15 protein-coding genes are annotated in these 16,971 nt (G+C 40.4%); 7 read left to right on the forward strand and 8 right to left on the reverse strand.

The window, feature by feature from the left end; genetic code table 11:
- Positions 1–96: 96 nt before the first annotated feature.
- The gene (locus tag H5201_RS04990) at positions 97–1,314 is read left to right on the forward strand and encodes an IS4 family transposase (RefSeq protein ID WP_182762828.1); all 1,218 of its coding nucleotides are present in this window, start codon (positions 97–99) and stop codon (positions 1,312–1,314) included.
- Positions 1,315–1,442: 128 nt separating this feature from the next.
- On the opposite strand, the gene H5201_RS04995 is transcribed toward H5201_RS04990, so the two are convergent.
- From H5201_RS04995 to H5201_RS05015, 5 genes are all read right to left on the reverse strand, one after another.
- Positions 1,443–2,768: a glycerophosphodiester phosphodiesterase family protein gene (locus H5201_RS04995; protein WP_182783852.1), complete on the reverse strand. Its 1,326-nt coding sequence runs from the start codon at positions 2,766–2,768 to the stop codon at positions 1,443–1,445.
- Between the two features lie 69 nt (positions 2,769–2,837).
- Positions 2,838–3,683 carry a carboxylate/amino acid/amine transporter gene (locus H5201_RS05000; protein ID WP_182717051.1) on the reverse strand — a complete coding sequence of 282 codons (846 nt, stop codon included), beginning with the start codon at positions 3,681–3,683 and terminating at the stop codon, positions 2,838–2,840.
- A gap of 91 nt (positions 3,684–3,774) precedes the next feature.
- Positions 3,775–5,202 carry an amidohydrolase family protein gene (locus tag H5201_RS05005; RefSeq protein ID WP_182783854.1) on the reverse strand — a complete coding sequence of 476 codons (1,428 nt, stop codon included), beginning with the start codon at positions 5,200–5,202 and terminating at the stop codon, positions 3,775–3,777.
- A gap of 143 nt (positions 5,203–5,345) precedes the next feature.
- Positions 5,346–7,478: a M3 family metallopeptidase gene (locus tag H5201_RS05010; protein WP_182739382.1), complete on the reverse strand. Its 2,133-nt coding sequence runs from the start codon at positions 7,476–7,478 to the stop codon at positions 5,346–5,348.
- Positions 7,479–7,730: 252 nt separating this feature from the next.
- Positions 7,731–7,940, reverse strand: a complete 210-nt coding sequence (locus tag H5201_RS05015; protein ID WP_145237750.1) for a hypothetical protein — start codon at positions 7,938–7,940, stop codon at positions 7,731–7,733.
- 180 nt (positions 7,941–8,120) lie between these two features.
- On the opposite strand from H5201_RS05015, the gene H5201_RS05020 reads away from it, so the two are divergent.
- Positions 8,121–8,993: a mechanosensitive ion channel family protein gene (locus H5201_RS05020; protein ID WP_182783856.1), complete on the forward strand. Its 873-nt coding sequence runs from the start codon at positions 8,121–8,123 to the stop codon at positions 8,991–8,993.
- A gap of 77 nt (positions 8,994–9,070) precedes the next feature.
- Here H5201_RS05020 and H5201_RS05025 read toward each other — a convergent pair whose 3' ends face one another.
- Entirely contained in the window at positions 9,071–9,619 is a 549-nt protein-coding gene (locus tag H5201_RS05025; protein ID WP_182717055.1) for an HdeD family acid-resistance protein, read from the reverse strand.
- A gap of 497 nt (positions 9,620–10,116) precedes the next feature.
- On the opposite strand from H5201_RS05025, the gene H5201_RS05030 reads away from it, so the two are divergent.
- The 5 genes from H5201_RS05030 (at position 10,117) to yegD (ending at position 15,845) form a co-directional block, all read left to right on the forward strand.
- Entirely contained in the window at positions 10,117–12,402 is a 2,286-nt protein-coding gene (locus tag H5201_RS05030) for a TonB-dependent receptor (RefSeq protein ID WP_182767466.1), read from the forward strand.
- A gap of 110 nt (positions 12,403–12,512) precedes the next feature.
- Positions 12,513–12,812, forward strand: coding sequence for a hypothetical protein (locus H5201_RS05035; protein ID WP_145237374.1), 300 nt, complete (start codon positions 12,513–12,515; stop codon positions 12,810–12,812).
- 61 nt (positions 12,813–12,873) lie between these two features.
- A complete protein-coding gene (locus H5201_RS05040) occupies positions 12,874–13,530 on the forward strand; it encodes an HAD family phosphatase (RefSeq protein ID WP_182783858.1) in 657 nt (218 codons plus the stop codon).
- 34 nt (positions 13,531–13,564) lie between these two features.
- The gene (locus tag H5201_RS05045; RefSeq protein ID WP_182767464.1) at positions 13,565–14,413 is read left to right on the forward strand and encodes a DNA ligase; all 849 of its coding nucleotides are present in this window, start codon (positions 13,565–13,567) and stop codon (positions 14,411–14,413) included.
- Positions 14,414–14,477: 64 nt separating this feature from the next.
- On the forward strand, positions 14,478–15,845 hold the full coding sequence (gene yegD, locus H5201_RS05050; RefSeq protein ID WP_182783859.1) for a molecular chaperone: 1,368 nt from the start codon (positions 14,478–14,480) through the stop codon (positions 15,843–15,845).
- Positions 15,846–15,852: 7 nt separating this feature from the next.
- On the opposite strand, the gene H5201_RS05055 is transcribed toward yegD, so the two are convergent.
- Both H5201_RS05055 and H5201_RS05060 read right to left on the reverse strand, forming a co-directional pair.
- A complete protein-coding gene (locus tag H5201_RS05055) occupies positions 15,853–16,317 on the reverse strand; it encodes a methylglyoxal synthase (RefSeq protein WP_145237363.1) in 465 nt (154 codons plus the stop codon).
- Positions 16,318–16,332: 15 nt separating this feature from the next.
- Complete coding sequence (locus H5201_RS05060) at positions 16,333–16,968, reverse strand: LysE family translocator (protein WP_182717058.1); 636 nt, start codon at positions 16,966–16,968, stop codon at positions 16,333–16,335.
- Between the last annotated feature and the right edge of the window lie 3 nt (positions 16,969–16,971).

Here is a 16,971-nt window from a genome sequence, read left to right on the forward strand (position 1 = left end):
CTAAAGTATCCCCAGAATTAGCCTTTATATATCAATGAACTAATAGTATTAAAAAATGTGGGAAGCGAGGGAACATTCATGGTGTTTTGTGATCTTATGAATCGCTTAAAAACAACAGAGCTAAACACCATGAATGCTTTTACTATTTTGCACAATATGCTCCGCGCTGTCACCCCTAACTCAATTCATAAAGCCAGATTTAATACTTTAGTCGCTGCCGTTAAATCTCTATTGCACTGCCAGCAATGTACCTTGACGTCTATCGGCCGCAATTTGAATTCAAAAACAACTGAAAAACATGATATTAAACGTATTGATCGACTGCTCAGTAACCACGAGCTTTTACGTGAATCAACAACGGTTTATGTTCACTTAAGCCGTTTTGTGGTCACTGAAAAGCATCCCGTCATTTTGGTTGATTGGAGTCATGCAGATACACAAACCAAATACTGTATTCTGCGTGCCAGCATTGTTAGTGAAGGTCGCTCTTTAACCCTGTATCAGGAAAGTGCATTCAGCTTTCAATATCATTGCCCAAAAGTACAAAAACGGTTCTTAAAGATGCTCAAACTGATCTTGCCGAGTGATTGCCGCCCTGTCATTGTGACGGATGCGGGCTTTAAAGTTCCTTGGCTCAAAGCAGTGCGAAACAATGGCTGGCATTATATTAGCCGAGTTCGAGGTACGGCACACTTGAAAACGCAGGGCAGCGATGAGTTTGTTCCATGCCAGTCACTATTCAAGAGCAATCAACGTAGGAGCCAGTATCTTGGCGCGACCGAGTTGACCAAAAGTGCACAATATCACACGCATGCAGTGCTGGTTGGCAAAGGGCATAAGTTATTAAAAAGAGATAAAAAACGTGGTTATAAGGAGCCTTGGCTACTCGTTTCTTCACTTCCAAAAAGGCACCACTTTCTCGAAAAAGTGCTCAAATTATATGGTATGAGAATGCAGATAGAAGCAGGATTTCGAGATCAAAAAAGTGTTAGGTTCGGCTTAGGCTCAGATCTGCACAGGACAAACAAACTCTATCGATTAGACATACTGTTACTGCTTGCCACACTGGCTCATTGGTTCTCAATGATGCTGGGCGCAGTGATAGACAAAGCAGGAAAGACAGGCTCTTTTCAAGCTAACTCAACCAAAAGGAGGCGAGTAGTGTCATGGGCATTTGTTGGATTGCGATACGTCAAAAAACAGTCCATTAAATTGCGACGGCGAGATTATTTGGAAGGACTAGCCTATTTCGTACAGGTAGTAGTGCAAATCGATTGGAAAAATATGGATGTGAGTGATGTAATTGAAACTTAATAATTATTTTTGGGGATCCCTTAGGTAGGCAAGTCTGCATGGTGGTGTTGGATGATCATAAAAGCGCTCAGTTAAATAATATAAAATATATGGTAACTGAGCGCGATAAAATAAACACGCCTTAAAGTTTAAATACTTGCAGGCATTTTATTACAGCTAGCATAGTAACTTACGGTTGCTGGCCAATCGGAAAATATCCCCATGACCCCCACTTCTTGTGCTAAAACATCAACCACAGTGAACATGTCGCCATCGTTATCTATAACATCACTAATAGATTGATAATAATAACCACCGCCTTCATTTAGAGGGCCAGAGCGTTCAAGGCTCCATGCAATAATATTAAGCCCTGCGGCCTTAGCATCTATAGCGTACTGTGAGGGTACAATATTACTGTCGTTATCTATGGTTAGCAGCATCCAAATAGGGGGCGCTATAATTTTAACGCCATCAGTAGCTAGCTCTGCCATGCTTGGCTGCCATGTTGCTGCGTTATTAGGATCAAACCCTGCATTGCTGTCGCGACCATCCAAATACACACTTTGCGCTGCAAATTCAGGATTAGTGCTAATCCAATATTCTACGTCGGCTAGGTTAAATGATTGCGGATAAACATGGTTTGCGGGTACGTCCATTTGCGTGTATTCATCCAGCATTTTTTGTGCATATTGCGCTTGAGTCATACCATTAAAAGGCATGCTCACTTGAGGCGATTTCAGCTCTGGGGTCATTTTTACACCCAGCTCTTTAAATAGCGCAATACTTTGTTTATGAGTCATGAGTGTACCTGAGGTGGCGTATAAATCAGTGCGCCAACTCGGTGTTCCATTCATATAATCGTTAACATTGGTGGCATTGGTGTTCGCGCCATCCATTTTACCCTCAAGGGTTAAAAATTCCGCCAGGCTAATATCGCTGGTGCAACATTTAGCTGCAGCGGGTGTGCCACTGTTAGGATCCGCTGGCGTAAATGGCACACTGCATTTAGCGGCAAGTTCTGGGATCGCTAAAATATTAGTGGTGGTATGTAAATCGCATTGTGAATGGCGGCATACCAGCTCTTTATCATTTGTAAACGTCACATCGCACTCGACAATGCCAGCGCCCATACGAGCTGCTGCAATGTAAGATTCTTTAGTGTGCTCTGGGTATTGCATAGGTGCACCGCGGTGACCAATTGAAAAATCAGTACGATAAAAAGGGCCGTCTTTGCACGATTCTAATTTTGTTTTTAGTGCGCTGGTGGCCATATCGTCAATTAAGTAGTCGGGGCGAGCACCGAGTTGAATATTCGTACCTTGCGCGACTTCAACAATAACCGGGGTAGGAACTTTAACAATTTCAACCTCAGTGTTGGTAACAACCACTTCTTTTTCGACTATTTCTACATCGTCATCGCAGCCAGCGAGTGTAATTAATAATAAACAACTAGTCAGTAAAGGTGTGTGCTTCATTATTTTTCCTTAAAAATCAAAGTGGACGCTACCTTACTAATTATTAGTGACAGTTTAACTACAGGGTAACTAATTTACTCTTTTAGCCATTATTTGGTTTATCACTAAGGCAAATAGCATAACCCCCGCGCCAATACTTAATCTGAGTATGTCCGCGTCTCTATTCCAAATAAGTACATTAACAACAATGCCTGCAGGAATAAGCAAGTTGTTCATCACCGCCAGTGCGCCCACATTGACAAGTGTGGCGCCTTTATTCCACATAAAATAGCCAACACCAGATGCCACAACTCCTAAATAAATCAATATGCCCCATTGTGTTGAGGTGCTTGGTAATTTGTTTGAGTTACCAAATAAGACATAACAGCTACTTGCAACAATCAGTGCACCAATAAAAAACCAGCCAAATACAGTTTTATCATCAAGCTGCTTACCCAGCATTAAGCGTTTGTAGGTTACTTGTCCTACAGCAAAACTAATATTAGCGCCTTGTACCAGTAATAATCCGACTAAGAAGTTACTGTCTAAGTTTTCATAGCGAATAGTAATTGCACCCAGCACGGCAATAAAAGCGACTATAAAAAACTGTGGGTTAAAATACTTGTTGCACGCATCGTTTAATAACGTGATGTAAAGCGGGGTCATTACGGTAAATAGCAGTACTTCAGGCACACTTAAGAATAAAAATGAGTGGTAATAAAAGCTATACATAATACCGAGTTGTACTGCGCCTATCAGCATGAGTTTGCAAGCAAGTTGGGGAGGTGTTCGTTTTAAAAACGGTAAAAATAGCAGTGTGGCTAGGGCTACGCGAATTAATACACTAAACCAAGCATCAACTTGACCTGCTAAATATACGCCAATTAAACTAAATGAAAACGCCCATAATAGAGTGACGGCAAATAAGTAGCCCATAGTGCTTACTCCAAACTAAAAGCGCGAGTGTATACTACAAAGAGTATTAAAGGGAGTGGCTCAGTGAAGTAACCTGAGCCCGGTGATTAATTTACTGTTGTGAACTAACGAATTGCTTGGCATCTACTTTTAGCTGTTCAAGTGCTGCTTGATTGTAATAACGACTATGAGAAATAACCCCAGTGAGCTTTTGCGTGTTACGTACATCAATTAATGGGTTATCAGTTAAGAAAATGATATCGGCGGTTTTGCCTTCTGTAAGTTTTCCAAACTGCGCCGTTTTACCTAAAAACTGTGGTCCAGCAAGTGTTGCTGATTGCAATGTTTGTAATGGCGTTAAGCCATAATCACTAAAAATAGCCAGCTCTTGATGAAGAGATAAACCTGGGTAAATATACGAATTTAAAAATCCAGCGTCGGTCCCAGCAATAATTGATACGCCAGCCTGTTGTGCTAAAGGTAGTAATTGAGCTGTTTTAACAAAGCGTTCTTTACGTTGTTTGATTTGATCTTGGGTATCTTTATTGGCTCTGTCTACACGCCATTGGTAAGTGGCTTTAAGACCTTTACCTAAATAATTTAAAAACTCATCATCTTGATGGTTATCTTCATCAATATAAGCGGTGATTTGACCACCAATTAAAGTAGGTACTACGGCCGTGTTATTTTGAGCTAACACGGCGTATTTATTTAAAGCTGTTTGGTTATCAATATTTGCTGTAATAATTGGCAAAGCACTGCGGTAACTCAGTTCACCTGAAGCCACTTTTGCTGATATTTCAGGTTCATTAATTGCTGCGGCTTTTAACAAGTAGGTCATATGCTCAATGGCATCTAACCCTGCATTTGATACATCTGTAACTGATAGCGAAAACGGAATATGACCAGATATTTGGTAGCCACGTTTTTTCACTTCTTTAACTGCTTTTAAATAAAGTTCAGGTGTTAATGCACTATCGGTGATTTTCACAAAATCCACATTCATAGCATCAAGCGTATCAATAGCAGCATTCATTTCCTCGACAGTTTCAACTTCTAAGTTGCCAGGCCAAATAGAGTCTTTACCTTCGAGTTTGGGCCCTGATGTATAAATGGTCGGGCCAACTAATTGGTTATTATTAATTTGCTCTCGCCAGCTTAAAACTGACTCACTTAAATCAGCAGCAGCATCACGTACTGTAGTAATGCCATACGCGAGGTAAAGTGGTAACAGGGCTTTGTTTTCGGCTATAAGCGCTTCACCGCCGCCAAAATGGACATGCATATCCCAAAGGCCTGGCATTAAAAATTGATCATTAGCATCAATGTAATTCTCAGTAATGTAGTTATTTTTTAGTGAGTTGTTAGCGCGCTTTATGATCACACCATCGCGAATAGCAAGGGATTGTTCAACGCTGAGTTGTCCGGTTGTTACGTCGATGATCGTCGCATTAGCGATCACTATATCGGCGTGCTCAGTTGGCTCTGTAGCACATGCACTTAGTAGTAAGCAAGTTGAAAATAAAAGTATATTTTGCATTGTGTAACCTAAATTTTTTATTTAGATTAGCATATATATCTTCTGTAAGGTGTTGATTTTAGTTAGAAGGTAACAAGATTAGGATGAATAATGGCGATAAAAAATGAGAGCCCATTACGGACTCCCATTATAATTAGTTTGGTTTACTTAACTAAACCACGGCGCTTAAGTAGGGCGTCGGTAGTTGGCTTTTGACCACGGAACTCAATATAGCTTTGCATTAAGTCGCGACTGTTACCTTTTGATAAAATCTCTTTGCGGAAGCTATCACCGTTGTCACGAGTTAAGCCGCCTTGCTTTGTCATATGCGCAAAGGCATCAGCTGCAAATACTTCAGTCCAAAGGTATGCATAGTAACCTGCTGAATAGCCACCAGCAAAGGTGTGGCTAAAGTAGCAAGACTTATAACGCGGTGGTACTGGGTAGTAAGCAATGCCGTGTTTCTCTAACGCGTCATGCTCAAATTTTTGTACATCAGTTATTTTCTTATCAACACCAAATGAATGCCATTCCATATCAAGTAATGCTGCAGCTAAATACTCAGTGGTACCAAAACCTTGGTTGAAGTTTTGTGACTCAAGTACTTTGTCGAGTAATTCTTTAGGAATTGGTTCACCCGTCTTGTAATGCTTCGCGTAGTTAGCAAGTACAGTTGGTTCGATGTTCCAATCTTCGTTCGCTTGTGACGGGAATTCAACAAAGTCACGAGCTGTTGCAGTGCCTGCAAGGCTTGGGTATTTTACGTCTGAGAACAAACCGTGTGCCGCATGACCAAATTCATGGAACATAGTCGTAACTTCGTCAAAAGTCATCAGTGTTGGCTGACCATCTGCAGGTTTAGGAATGTTTTGCGCGTTATAAATTACAGGTTTTGTGCCTTTTAAGCCACTTTGGCTAACATATGCACTCATCCAAGCACCGCCACGTTTACCCTCACGAGCATAAGGGTCCATGTAGAATAAACCAATAGAACTACCATCGGCGTTGAACACTTCAAACGCCATTACATCTTCGTGATAAAGTGGTAAATCTTTACGCTCTTTGAAAGTAATGCCGTATAGTTTTTCCATCGCAAAGAATAAACCGTTATGGATCACTGATTGCATTTCAAAGTATGGCTTAACTAAAGCAGGATCTAGGTCGTACTTAGCTTGGCGCACTTTTTCTGAATAGAATGCCCAGTCCCATGGTTGTACAGTAAACTTTTCGCCTGATGCATCAATTACTTTTTGAATTTCAGCAGCTTCAGCTTTTGCTTTATTTACGGCTTTAGGTGCTAAGTCATCTAATATGCCATAAACGTTTTCAGTGGTTTTAGCCATACGTGTGGTCATTACATATGAAGCCCAATTTTTGTAGCCAAGTAGTGCTGCTTTTTGAGCGCGCAAATTGGTTTCTTTGATAATGATAGGGCCATTGGTATTTTGCGCACGAGTCGTTGATGCTTTAAAAATACGTTCACGTAACTTACGGTTTTCTAGGCTGCTGAGAATCGGCTGTTGCGTGGTGTTCACCAACGTGATCATGTAGCCTTCTTTACCTGCTTTTTTAGCGGCAGCGGCAAGGCTTGCTATTTCAGCGTCAGAAAGGCCAGCAAGTTCGCTTTTATCGGTTACTAATACCACGTCCTCTTTAAACGATTTTAATACGTTTTGCGAGAAGGCTGTTGATAACTTAGCAAGCTCTGCGTTGATTTCACGCATTTTGGCTTTTTGTGCTTCATCTAATTTTGCACCAGCGTTAACAAACTTAGTGTAGTAAAACTCAACTAAACGCTGATCTTCGGCATTTAACTTCGCTTTATTGCCATTAATGGTTTCAACACGTGAAAATAATGCTTTGTTAAGATAAATGTCATCAGAATGCGCAGATAACACTGGGGCCATTTTTGCTGCAATACGTTGATACTCATCATTAGAGATCAAACCAGATAAGTTATAGAAAGCGGTTGAAACGCGATCAAGCAATTCGCCAGATAGTTCTAATTCAACTAAGGTGTTTTTAAATGTAGCTGGAGCTGGGTTGTTAGCGATAGCCGTGATTTGCGCTTTTTGCTGCGCAATACCTGCATCAAATGCCGGTTCATAATCACTGGTACCAAATTTATCAAATTCTGGTGCCATATATTGTAATGGACTTGGTTTCATTAATACGTTGTCTACATTGGCTGTTTGTACTTGAGTCGTTTGCTCTTTTGTATCTGCATCGTTTTGCGAACTACAAGCAGATAATAATAATGCACTAGCAATTGTAGTTGCTATAAGGGTCTTACGCATGAGAACTCCATAAAATAGGTGAGCCTTGAAAAACAGGCGAGACATAAAACACCCATAACTTAGCAAATTTTCATGTATATACAACTAAGTTTATCGGTTTAAGGTGGGGATTGAGCGCAAAAAACGTGTTTTTAGGTAAAAATAGTGCAAATCGAGAAATAGTAGCCTTAAACAGTAGGACGTATTAAAGCTACTACAGGTTGGTACTTAATTGAGAATTTTGGTTTATATTGCATGCGCGAAGTAGCAAAATTAGTTGTAACCTAAAACAAACTTTTTTTCGCTACCAAAACTTGCCGGTTGCTGGTGACCAAACTCTTTGTTAATGCAATTAAGAGTATGCTCTTGCTCTGCAAGCACAGACAAAATTTTATTGCGGTATTCAATACTTGATTCAAACAGTTGCAAATCAACTAAAGGTTGTAGCGTGGCTAATTTTTGATTTAAGGTCAGTTGTGACATCATTCGTTCCTCGTGCTTTATTTAAGCTTACAGTACTTATATAGCATTACCTGTAAGAAAATGTTAATGATTTGTTCATAAAAAACATATTGAACTTTAACTTCTCCGTAAATGCCATTATGGCGTGCTAAGCTTACTTAACTCTGAATAGCTATTTGTTTTATTAATTTTGGAAAAAGTATGACGTTAGAGTCAATCTCTCATTATTTATCGTATGTAATTTTTAGCTATAACAATATCGAAATTACTGTAGCTAAAGTTATTCAAGTGCCTTTGATACTCTTTGCCATGTGGTTTGTGGTTACATGGATTGGTCGATTAATACGAAAAACTCTGCTCGCACGTAAAATGAACCCTGATGCGGTGTATTTATTTACCCGTATTTATTTAGTGTTAAGTATCGCAATTTTAATATTTACCTCCCTTGAAGTGTTAAATATTCCGTTAACAGCATTTGCCTTTGTTTCTGGCGCTATAGCTATTGGTGTAGGATTCGGGGCACAAAATATCATTAATAACTTTATTAGTGGCTGGATTTTAATGTGGGAGCGGCCAATTCGTATTGGAGATTTCTTAGAAGTGGGCAACGCCAAAGGGGTGGTTGAAACGATTAATACTCGCTCCACGCGCATTCGTCGCAACGATGGTGTGCACATGCTTATACCAAACAGTCAACTACTCGAAAACACAGTGACGAATTGGACCTTGATTGACCGCAATGCTCGTTCGTCTGTCAGTGTTGGTGTGGCATATGGATCAGATGTATTGTTAGTTGAAAAACTGATCAAAAAAGTGTTGAGCGAACATCCTGCAATACTCCCGACGCCGGCATCTTCAGTGTTATTTGATGATTTTGCTGAAAGCTCTTTAGTGTTCAATGCTATTTTTTGGGTTTGTGCTGAATCAGAAACCATGTTGCGCCAAGTCCGCAGTGATATTCGTTTTAGCGTATATAAAATATTTGCTGAGCATAATGTCGTTATTTCTTTCCCACAACGCGATATACATATTGATGGTGAAATTGCATTAAGGCGGGGACGAGCAACGAAATAAATCCAGCGGTACCGGTATCGTCTTGCAGAAGTAATTTGCTGCAACGAGTAGCAAATTACTTCGTTTTTATTGATGAGTTATTGCTGTTGTGCCATCTTTCTTAGCTTTAATGAAAATAATACAATTAAAGCACCAAATAGTACGGCGTAAGTGGCGACTAACCAAAGTAAAGTATGGATCCCTGCGCTAGGATTAAAGATTAAATATAAACCAAATAATACTGATATTGCCCCAGTAATAATTAATATCCACTCATTAGATATCTCCGCTCTTAATTTAAGCGCAATTAAAATTTCAACAGCGCCAATCGCTATGGCCCACGCAGCGACATAATAAAGTAATAGTATCGCGGTAACGTTTGGTGCAAATAGGGTAACTAGTCCTGCGATGATTGATAACACCCCACCGGCCAATAACCAGCGCCAATAGGGATTGTGTTGCTTAGAGTTCCAAGCAACCCATGTTCTTAGCATGCCATCAAATAAAAAATAGCCCGCAAAAAATAACAACATAATACTCAGAGATGCATTGGGTGCAAACCAAGTAATAACGCCAAAAATAATTGCAATGAGGCCGCGTACTAACAGTACTGACCAGTTTTTTGAAAGTGTGGTGGTTAGATCCATCTTAATCCTTAATGATTAGCTCTGTCGTGTTTATATACATTAGCATAAGGTATGATTTATCAATAAAATATATCGATTAACTTTGCAGAAGCATTGTATAGCAGAATTAAATTTGGCTATGCTAGGTTTACTCAATGATCATTATAGTCACTTAGCGGCTCCCACTTGTGATACCTGCTACATTTACAACCACTTTATTGACAGGACAAATGTCCGTATAAAATAAATATAATTGCATAAAATCTCTCAAGTTCGCTTATTGTGCCGTTATTTGTTGTAAAAAGTTTATATTATTGTACATATTAATGCAGCAAAAGTGTCACACAATGCTATAATCTTCAGCGTTCGTTCAGCCTCTTTACTTCGTTTTGCACTCTCGACAAAGAGGTCCGCGCAGCTTAACTTAAGGCGCGAAAAATTGGCCGAGCCCGCCGAGTGAATTTGGCGCAACACATCAACCGTTGAATAAGAGTGCACTAAAAAGGTTAAACCCCGACATGAAAGCAATGAAAAGATCTACGTTAGCAACCCTAATCAATGCAACGTTGTTCTCTGCCGTAGCAGGTACTTCATTTACAACTCTTGCTGCTGATGAACAAGCTCCAACTGCGCAAAGCAAGCAATTAGAAGTTATTCAAATCACTGCGCGCAAGCGTGTAGAAAACGCACAGGAAGTACCTGTCGCAGTATCTGCATTGCAAGGCGAAAAGCTTGATGCATACGGCTCTGCTGGTATGGATATTCGCTTTATGAATGCGAAGATCCCAAGCTTATCTATTGAGTCTTCATATGGACGTACTTTCCCACGTTTTTATGTTCGTGGCCTAGGTAATACCGACTTTGACTTGAATGCATCACAACCAGTATCACTCGTTGTTGACGACATAGTGCAAGAAAATGCGATCTTAAAAGGTTTTCCTGTTTTTGACGTAGAGCGTGTCGAAGTACTTCGCGGTCCACAAGGTACCTTATTTGGCCGTAATACGCCGGCAGGTCTGGTAAAATTTGATTCTGTAAAGCCAAGTCAAGAGTTTGATGGATTCGGTTCAGTATCATATGGTACAAATGATTCAATTGATTTCAGAGGCGCTGTTGGCGGTGGTTTAACTGAAAACTTATCTGCACGTGTGTCTGTATTGTGGCAAGGCAAAGATGATTACATTGATAACCGTGCACCAGGCTTTGAGCAAGACGACATCTTAGGCGGTTACACTGACCGTGCTGCACGTATTCAGTTTTTATATGAAAAAGATGACTTTTCAGCCTTACTAAATTATCACGTTCGTAATATGGAAGGTACACCGATCCCATTTTATGCAAACGCAATCAAAACTGGCTCAAATGAGTTAGTTGATGGCTTTGATGCCGATGTGGTTTACCATAATGCAGCTGCACGTGAGTTTCAAGTTGTTGATTCTCAAGGTGCAAGCTTAAAGCTTGAGTATGATTTTGCAAATCATACATTAACATCAATAACAGGTTGGGAAAGCGCCGAAGTCAATTCTCGTGGTGATATTGATGGCGGCTATGTTGGCGGTCCTGGTACTATACCTTATCAGTCTGAAAGTGAAAGTGGTTTACCTGATCACAACCAATATACGCAAGAATTACGCTTATCTAGCAATTTTGCTGGTGATTTTAATTATCAAACCGGTTTATTTTATTTTGATGAGTCATTAACCATCGAAAACTTTGGTTATAACACGTTGGCAGGTGGTGCACTTAGTGGCTACGTAAATCAACAACAAGACACTACAGCATGGGCTGTATTTGGCTCTGTTGATTACACTGTGAGTGACGATTTAAAACTAACTGCAGGTCTTCGCTATTCAGATGACGACAAAGACTTTGTTGCAGTTCGTAAAATTGTACCAGCGGACTTAAGTGTATGTAACTTTGACTTAATGCAATGCCAAACAGATATTACCCGCACAGAAGACGCCAGTGATAATCATGTAAGCTGGGATTTATCTGCGTCATACAAATTGACTGATGATGTGAATTTATATGCTCGAATAGCTAATACTTTCCGTGCACCAAGTATTCAAGGCCGTATTACTTTTTCTAATGACGTTACAAAAGCTGATTCAGAAACGGTTACTTCTTATGAAACTGGTATTAAGTCAGATGTATTAGACGGTCGCGGTCGTGTAAATGCGACTATCTTTTATTACACAATGAATGATCAGCAACTCACAGCCGTTGGTGGTACCGCTAACACAACAAGTCTGTTAAATGCCGATAAAACCACTGGTTACGGCTTTGAGTTAGATACTGAGTGGGTATTAACAGATGAGTTAAATGCTACATTTAACTTAAGCTACAATAATACTGAACTTAAAGACGATTCAATTTCTATTCCAGTACCTGATCGTGCTTTAAATGGCTTGCTAACGGTTACTGATCCTATGGTAAATGGCAATGCTATTATCGATGGTAACAGCCTGCCGCATGCACCTGAGTGGATCTCTAACTTAACCTTACGTTACAGCAAAGAGTTAGGCGAAGGTGAGTTCTTTACTTACGCAGATGTTTCATACCGTAGTGAAATTAACTACTTCTTATATGAGTCTGTAGAGTTTGAAGGTAAAGCACTTACTGAAGTTGGTCTTCGCAGTGGTTATGCATGGGCTGATGGTGACTATGAATATCAAGTAGCTGTTTTTGCACGTAACTTATTTGATAAGCAACAGTCAATTGGTGCAATCGACTTCAATAACAATACTGCAATGATTAATGAAGGGCGTTTTGTTGGCGCTGAGTTTAAAGTTAACTTCTTTTAAAGTTAGCTAGTTAATACATCATTAAACCCGCTTTTAAAGCGGGTTTTTTCGTTTATATTAATAGGCGTTACTGCTAAAGTAGCGACAATTAAATTTAACAAGAGAAGAACATGGCTGGATTTTGGAACTACCGAGTGATTTTTTGTGAAGCAACTAAAGATGAAGCGGCGCAATATCAAATACATGAGGTTGAATATAACCTAAATGGTAAAGTAACGAATTGGTCAGAAACGGGCGCAGCGCCTTTTGGCAACACCTTAGATGCGTTACGAGATGACGCAGAGCGTTTAAAAACAGCATTTGAAAAACCTGTACTAAAAGTTGTTAGAAAAGAACGTGGCTACGAGTTGGTAGATGTTGAAACGGGTGAAGAAGCATTTGCAGAGCCGCCAGCAGGTTTAACAGCATAAGTATTAAACCAAAAAGGTGCTATGAGCGCCTTTTTTGTTGCTGAAAAATAAAGGAATGAGGATGACATTAAAAGCAGTATTATTTGATATGGATGGCACTTTAGTTGATTCAGAAAGTGTCCACTTTAACTGTTGGAATGATGTTTTAGCACCGTTTGGCGTGCGCTATGAAGAAGATGATTTTTGCCAACGTTTTTCAGGTCGACCGACCTTAGATGCGGCAATTGAAGTGGTTGAGCAATATAACTTATCGGTTTCACCGCAGTGGTTAGCGCAGGCTAAATATGATGCATTCGAGCAATTTGTTACTACTAATTTACCTCCTTTAATGCCTTTTGCCGAAGAGGTATTAGAGGTAGTGAAGCAAAGCGATCTTAAGATGGCATTAGTGACGGGTAGTTCACGCCATGAGGCGTTACCTATCTTAAAAGGCTATGGCTTTTATGAATGGTTTGACTGCGTAGTGACTAAAGACGACGTGCAAAATCCAAAACCTGCGGGAGACCCTTATTTACTTGCACTGACAACATTAGGGATTTCTGCAGAGCAAGCAATTGCTGTTGAAGATACACACACCGGCGTTACAGCAGCAACTAATGCAAACGTACCTGTGGTTGCAATACCGAATAAACACACCCTAGGCCACGATTTAAGTTTAGCTGTTTCTCAAATGGATAATTTACAGCAGCTATGGCAATGGGTACAAACTAAGCTATAGTTTAGTCTGCTTGGTGATAAACAAGGAGACCGATATGCTTAAAGGACTAACAGTATTATGGTTGCTGATCAGTACTTTTACTTGCTTAGCAACTGATACACAGATCACCGCAGATGCCCAACTTGCCAAGGTTTACCAACAAGATCAAGTGCTTGACATTGAAAACTATCTCGTTAGTGAGAAGTTTGATGGGGTCCGTGCGATTTGGACGGGAACACAGTTGATAACCCGTAATGGCAATGCCATTCATGCGCCAGGCTGGTTTATTGCTGATTTACCTAATTTGAGGTTAGACGGTGAGTTGTGGACCAAGCGCGGTGATTTTGCAGACCTCAGTGGTATTGTGCGCACTTTACAGCCGTTGGATAGTGACTGGCAAAAAGTCACCTATCAGATATTTGACATGCCAGATCAACATAATCCCTTTGCAGTACGCTATGAAAATTATCTACGTTTAGTAAAAACATTAAATAAGCCTCACATCCAAGCAGTACAGCAGTATCAATTTACTACAGAGCAGGCATTATCTGCGTACTTTGATAAAGTAACTCAGCAAGGTGGTGAAGGTGTAATGCTGCATTTAGCCTCGGCAATGCATAAAAGTGGCCGTTCTGATGCGCTGTTAAAGTTAAAACCTTATTTTGATAGTGAAGCGGTCGTCATTGCTCATCTTCCAGGAAAAGGCAAATTTACTGGCATGCTAGGGGCGTTAAAAGTAGTTACACCACAAGGAAAAGAGTTTTCAATTGGTACTGGCTTTAGTAACGCACAGCGCCAAAATCCACCCGCAATAGGAGCGACGGTGACATACCGATACCATGGTTTTACTAAAAACGGTTTACCACGGTTTGCCAGTTTTTTACGTCAACGCGATCCTGATTAACATTTAAAAAAAGCCGTAAGTATGCTAAATTGCGCGGCCTTTTGATGTTAGTTGTGGTGAAGTAATGGTAGTTGGTTTTGATTATGGTAGTTCTAATTGCGCAATGGGTGTAATGAATGCTCAAAATACAGTTGAGTTAGTACCCTTAGAGCAAGGTAAGTTTTACCTACCCTCAACCTTATATACGCACCATAGTGCATTAGTCGTTGATTTTGTTGCACAACATTTAACTGGCACCGCTTACGAAAGCGACTTTAGAATTCAGCGCCAAGCGCTGCTTAACACGATGCCTCGCATTAAATCAGATTTAGATCTTGTCCCTGGCGATGAAAGTTTATTTATCGGTCGTGAAGCCATTAGTGAATATGTACAATTTCCAGAAGAAGGTTATTTTGTTAAATCTCCTAAATCATTTTTTGGGGCTACAGGTTTAAAGCAAGGGCAAATTAACTTTTTTGAAGACATTGCGACTGCGATGATTTTAAAAATAAAACAGCGTGCTGAAGCGTCGTTACAAAAACAACTAACACACACCGTTATAGGTCGCCCTGTGAACTTTCAAGCAGTGGGCGGGGAAGAGTCAAATAAGCAAGCCATTAGTATTTTAGAGCGCGCAGCTAAACGAGCAGGCTTTCAAGACGTGGCTTTTTTATACGAACCACTGGCAGCTGGGATTGATTATGAAAGTGACCTAACCGAAGACCAAAAAGTTTTGGTTATTGATATTGGCGGGGGGACCAGTGATTGCTCGTTTGTGCAAATGGGCCCAAGCTTTCGTAATAATAATGATCGTGATAGTGACTTTTTAGCGCATACAGGTAAACGTGTTGGTGGTAATGATTTAGACATTGCACTGAGCTACCACGCACTTATGCCATTACTAGGTTTAGGTACTACGTTTAAGTCAGGCTTACCTTTACCGAATCAGGCGTTTTGGCAAGCGTGTAAAATTAATGATGTGAACTTGCAAAGTCAGTTTTATAGTCAAAGTCATCACCGAGAATTACTTACGCAGTTGCGTGAAGTACAAGCACCTGAGTTATTTCAACGACTGATCGATTTGCAGCAAAATAAGCAAGGTCATCAGCTGGTACAGCAAGGGGAGGCGGCAAAAATTGCGCTTTCGTCAGTGACTGAGTATGACTGTGAATTAGGGTTTTTAGCACCGCAATTACATAAAGTGCTATCACGAGCTGATTTAGCTGTGGCGGTTGATGATTCGATTATGCAAATAGTAAGTTTAGCAAAACAAGCGATTAAAGATGCAGGGACCGTTCCTGATGTGATTTACCTTACCGGTGGCAGCGCGCAATCGCCACTAATAAAAGCTGCATTAGTTGAGCACTTAGGTGATATTAAAATGGTAAACGGCGATCACTTTGGTAGTGTAACCGCCGGACTCACTAAATGGGCAAGTATGCTTTATCGTTAAAGGGTGCTTATAGAATGACTTGTCGGGTTGCGAGGTATTTCTCGTAATCTGGCAATGACCGTTCAAGCTCGTTATGCATCAAAGGCGAGCTTAAAATCATATCTGCGCTGACTTCATTACACGCCACTGGAATATTCCATACCGCAGCTAAGCGTAATAACGCTTTAACATCCGGATCATGAGGTTGAGATGCAAGGGGGTCCCAAAAGAAAATCAACACATGAATTTCATGCTCCGCAATTTTAGCGCCTAACTGCTGATCGCCCCCCATAGGGCCACTAAGTAGTTTGATAACTTCAAGTCCAGTATTTCGCTCAATTAAATGACCTGTGGTGCCTGTGCCATATAAAGTGTGCTTACTGAGGTTATCGCGATGTTTATTACACCAGGCTAGCAAGGCTGCTTTTTTACCATCGTGTGCAACTAAAGCAATATTTTTTTGCGCTGGAAGGGTTTGCTGTTTTTGTTCCATGTTGACTCTTTTTTTTTAGATGAGTAGATTAACCGCAAGAACTACAAATACTACACCTGTTATACGATCAATCCAAATTTGGCTTTGCGGGTGCTCTCGAAAGTAGCCTGCAATTTTATCGCCAAAGTAAATATACGTGCAGTCAATCGGAAACGCAAAAAGTGGATACAGTAAGCCAAAGAAAGCTAATTGAAATGTAGTTGATGATGACAGGGTTGGATCAACAAACTGCGGAATAAACGCAATAAAAAATAACGCTACTTTAGGGTTGAGCACTTCAGTCATCATAGCCTGAAACATAACATTAGTTTTTTTCTTGGTGCTTACATGGGGTTTATCTTCGCTACTGCACTCTGACTGGATAAATGTGCTTTTAAACATCATAACACCTAAATAACATAAGTAGGCAGCACCAGCGTATTGTACGCTGGTATAAGCCACTTCTGAGGCTTTTAGGATAGCCGTAAGACCGACAACGGCAAATAAAGTATGCGCCACTCCGCCTAAAGCAAAACCAAATGCGCTTTGTAAGCCTGCTGCGCGGCCATTGGCAAAAGTTTGCGCCATTAAAAAAGCATTGGAAGGACCTGGTGCAACAGCGATTAAAAAACTCGCGGCTAAAAATGACAGTAAAAATTCAAAATTGATCATTGT

It is taken from the genome of Pseudoalteromonas sp. SG43-6 (genome assembly GCF_014164365.1).
GTDB lineage: Bacteria > Pseudomonadota > Gammaproteobacteria > Enterobacterales > Alteromonadaceae > Pseudoalteromonas > Pseudoalteromonas rhizosphaerae.